Consider the following 3,815-nt stretch of genomic DNA (forward strand, 5'->3'; position numbering starts at 1 on the left):
AGTCGATATCGTAAAAGCGGTTGAGTAAGTTGATAATAGTTGATTTTCCTGCCCCTGTGGCCCCGACAATGGCGATATTCTCCCCCGGGTTTACCTCAAAGGAGATCCCGTGGAGGATTTCCTCTCCGGCCTCATAGGAAAAACGCACGTTTCGAAAGGATATGGCTCCCTCCATATGCGGAACTTCCAAAGTACCCAGATCCTCAATGCGGCTGTCGGTATCCAGGATTTTAAAGACCCGGTTGGCAGCCACCATTCCCATTTGCAGGGTATTGAATTTATCGGCGATTTGCCTCAGCGGTCGAAACAACATTTCGATAAGCAGGATAAAAGCAAAGAGCGTTCCCGCGATTTCCGTCCCGACGTTCAGGATGTTTTGCAGCCCCCCGTACCATACCACAAGCCCTATAGCCAGGGAAGTGACGATCTCGGCCACCGGAAAGAAAAAGGAGTTGTACCAGACTGTTTTCAGCCAGGCATCTTTATGCTTTTCATTGATTTGGCGGAACTTTTCAGCCTCGACGAGTTCCCGTGTAAACAATTGTACAATCTTCATCCCTGTAATGCGTTCCTGAACAAAGGAATTCAAATTGGAAACCTGTGCCCGCACCTCGATAAAAGCCACCTTCATGGCCCGCTGGAAAAGCCTTGTGGCATAAAGGATTATGGGGAGGATGGCAAAAACGAGTAAAGCGAGTTTCCAGTTAAGCCAGAGCATGATCGCAGAGGCCGCGACCATTTTTAGCAAATCTGCCACAATGGTGAAAAAGCCCTGGGAAAAAATCTCCCCGATACGCTGTAAATCGGCTACGGACCGGGTAACCAATACCCCGATGGATGAGTTGCTGAAATACTTCATCCGAAATCCTATCATCTGCCGAAACAGGCGTGTACGCATATCCATGATCACAGATTCCCCCAACCAGTTCGCGTAATAAGTGAAGAGCAACTGACAAACCACCTGGCCAATGAGGACCCCCAGCATGACCAGCGAAAGGGTCAGCAGCAGGTCGCGTTGCTTTTGCGTAATCGCGACATCCACAATCTCTTTCAGGATGAGCGGGGTGAGCACTGAAAATAATGTAAGTAAGATGGCTGCAATAGCCGTACCCAGAAAGGTCATGGCATAGGGGCGGGTAAAAGCCAGCACCCTCTTAAAAAGGTACAGGTCAAATGCTTTACCGCTTTCTTTTTCCATCGCTGAGGTGTATGTGTTCCGGGTATATAATGCCGGTCAAATATAGCCCTTTTGCAGGTACCGAGGCTCCGGCCCTGGATCGATCCCTGCTTTTTATAATAGTCTTAACATCCTGTGGTAAAAGGTTGCCCTTCCCAACTTCCAGCAAGGTCCCAACAATGGCGCGAACCATATTTCTGAGGAAACGGTCTGCGGTGATGGTAAAGATCCAATATGCCCCTTCCTCCTGCCACCGGGCTTGGGTTATGTTGCATAAATAGGTTTTCACATCTGTGCGGGATTTTGAAAAAGCCTTGAAATCTTCAAATTCCATCAAAAATGCCGCTGCCTGGTTCATCAGCTCAAAATCCAGAATCCGGTTTTGATAAAAGGCAGTGCCTTCGCTAAAGGGATCCTTTTGTTGTACCACAAAATACTGGTATGTCCGGCTCAGGGCGTCGAAGCGGGCATGAGCCTCGGGCTGTACGGGAAAAATCTGCTGAACGGCAATATCCCCGGGGAGGAAGGCATTCAAACGATGGACCAACTCACCCGGCAAGGTTCCGGACCAGTCGAAATGAGCATACATCACCCGCGCATGTACCCCGGCATCGGTTCTCCCGGCGCCCACGATCTCCACTGTGCTGCCCAGGAGTTTGCCCAAACAATCCTCCAGGACCTCCTGAACCGAAAGATCGGAGGGTTGTCGCTGCCAGCCGTGATAGTGCTTTCCAAAAAAAGAGCATTGAAGAAAATAGCGCATGGAATCCTTTGGGATGAAAGTCAAAGATACAAAGTTGGGGGAAGCGTGTTAAATGTATTCCCATGCGAGGGGGTTGCAGGAGTATTCGATAACTTGATTACAGGGGCGGGGGTACTCCCCTTGGCACCTGATTTTTTCAGAATTACCTTCAGAATTAACACCCTGACAAAAATCCTGAAAACTGCACCTGCATTTTGTGCCAACAAAGTAGGCCAGGGTTTCCGTAATATGTAATTAATTCCTAATTTCAGGCCCAAATTATATACTATGGGAAAATTTGAAGTTAAAACAGACAAAGCCGGTAAATTCCGGTTCAACCTTAAAGCTGCCAACGGGCAGGTAATCCTAAGCAGCCAGGGCTATGAGAGTATGGCCAACTGCGAAAAAGGCATTGCCTCGGTAAAGAACAATTCTCAGGAAGATGCGCGCTTTGCCCGAAAGGAATCCCAGAAAGGAGAACCTTATTTTGATCTGATGGCCACCAACGGACAAGTGATCGGGACCAGCGAAATGTACTCCAGTGAAAGCGCCATGGAAAATGGTGTTGAATCTGTGAAAAAAAACGCCCCGGACGCAGCGATCGAGGATCTGACTTCATAAAGAAGATCAATTTTTGAAGTTAAAGGGAAGCCCAATATGCTTCCCTTTTTTTATTGGATATTCTGGATATCTTGGTGAATACATCGGGCAAAGTTTCAGGAGTCCTAAACGGTAAAAGCAGCACGCAGTGCCAATTGAAGACTCCTTTTTGAACCTTGAACTTTCAACCTTGAACCCTTTCCATAGTTCCCAGCTCAAAGTTGCAGTCTGCAGTATTTCCGAAAGTAATACAACGCAATCAGGTATTTTTTCTGCCCACTGCTACTGCTTACTGAAGACTACTTTAGAACTTTGAACCCTGCCTGCCTACTGCCACTGCCTACTGCCGACTAATTAATGAACTTTGAACCTTGAACCCCAAACCCCTATCTCTGGCCGAGTTCAATAACCTCCAGGTCCTTTATATCAGCCCCATCAATTACAAACCGCAGCATCGTACGCACTTTGTGGAACCCCACTTTACCACATGCCCCGGGGTTCATATGAAGCAGGTTAAATCGTTTGTCGTATTGTACTTTAAGGATATGGGAATGCCCACAAATGAAGAGTTTTGGCGACCGCAGCATCATAGCCTCCCGAACCCGTTTCTGATACCTGCCGGGATACCCGCCAATATGCGTAATCCATACCGCAACCCCTTCGCACTTAAAACGGTTGTCTAAGGGAAATTCCCTCCGTACTTCAGCACCGTCAATATTCCCGTAAACCCCACGGACCGGCTTAACTTCCCCAAGAGCATCAGTGACTGCGAGAGAGCCGATATCCCCGGCATGCCAGACTTCATCGGCTTGCCCGGCATAATCCAGAATACGGTCATCCAGATGGTTATGGGTATCGGAAAGAAGTAGGATTTTGGTCATTACACAATCAAAGTCGCAAAGATAGAAAGCCTGCAGGAGTTCCATGGTTTAATCGCCCTTTAAAAGTTGCTGCCAATCCCGTCCTTTTTCGTAACTTCCTGCATGCACAAACCCATGTTCCGTATGGCTGAAATAAGCTACACCAACTGCCCGTGTTTGCCAATTTCTGACTTCAACACGATAAATCGGTTCTAAGGATGCCCAAAAACCTGAAAGAAAGTTCCGGGAAGGATAAGGGAGCGTCATCTCAAGCTCCGCCCGGAGGTATTAGCCAGAAAGAGGATACCTCTGGCAAACTTTCCGAATTGAAAGAAATACTCCGCCAACGAGAAAGGGCCCTGGAGATCGGGGCCGCCTTGGAACGGGTCAGGTCCCGATCTATGGCCATGCAGTCCTCGGAAGAACTCAACGATGT

Annotated in this window: 5 protein-coding genes; 2 read left to right on the plus strand and 3 right to left on the minus strand. The window is 48.2% G+C overall.

The annotated features are described in order from the left end of the window. Both WBV75_RS08840 and truA read right to left on the minus strand, forming a co-directional pair. A partial coding sequence (locus tag WBV75_RS08840) for an ABC transporter ATP-binding protein (protein ID WP_424120263.1) occupies nucleotides 1-1,198 on the minus strand: 1,198 nt, incomplete at its 3' end. Next, a complete protein-coding gene (gene truA / locus WBV75_RS08845; protein WP_424120266.1) occupies nucleotides 1,179-1,940 on the minus strand; it encodes a tRNA pseudouridine(38-40) synthase TruA in 762 nt (253 codons plus the stop codon). The genes WBV75_RS08840 and truA, both read right to left, overlap by 20 nt. Before the next feature lie 267 nt (nucleotides 1,941-2,207). On the opposite strand from truA, the gene WBV75_RS08850 reads away from it, so the two are divergent. Further along, nucleotides 2,208-2,540 carry a YegP family protein gene (locus tag WBV75_RS08850; protein ID WP_424120264.1) on the plus strand — a complete coding sequence of 111 codons (333 nt, stop codon included), beginning with the start codon at nucleotides 2,208-2,210 and terminating at the stop codon, nucleotides 2,538-2,540. A 365-nt stretch (nucleotides 2,541-2,905) separates the two neighbouring features. On the opposite strand, the gene WBV75_RS08855 is transcribed toward WBV75_RS08850, so the two are convergent. Continuing rightward, a complete protein-coding gene (locus WBV75_RS08855; RefSeq protein ID WP_424120267.1) occupies nucleotides 2,906-3,400 on the minus strand; it encodes a metallophosphoesterase family protein in 495 nt (164 codons plus the stop codon). Between the two features lie 197 nt (nucleotides 3,401-3,597). Between WBV75_RS08855 and WBV75_RS08860 the strand changes: the two genes are divergently transcribed. Further along, nucleotides 3,598-3,815: hypothetical protein (locus WBV75_RS08860; protein WP_424120265.1), on the plus strand; the 218-nt coding region annotated here is incomplete at its 3' end.

Source organism: Robiginitalea sp., assembly GCF_049588695.1.
Classification (GTDB): domain Bacteria; phylum Bacteroidota; class Bacteroidia; order Flavobacteriales; family Flavobacteriaceae; genus Robiginitalea.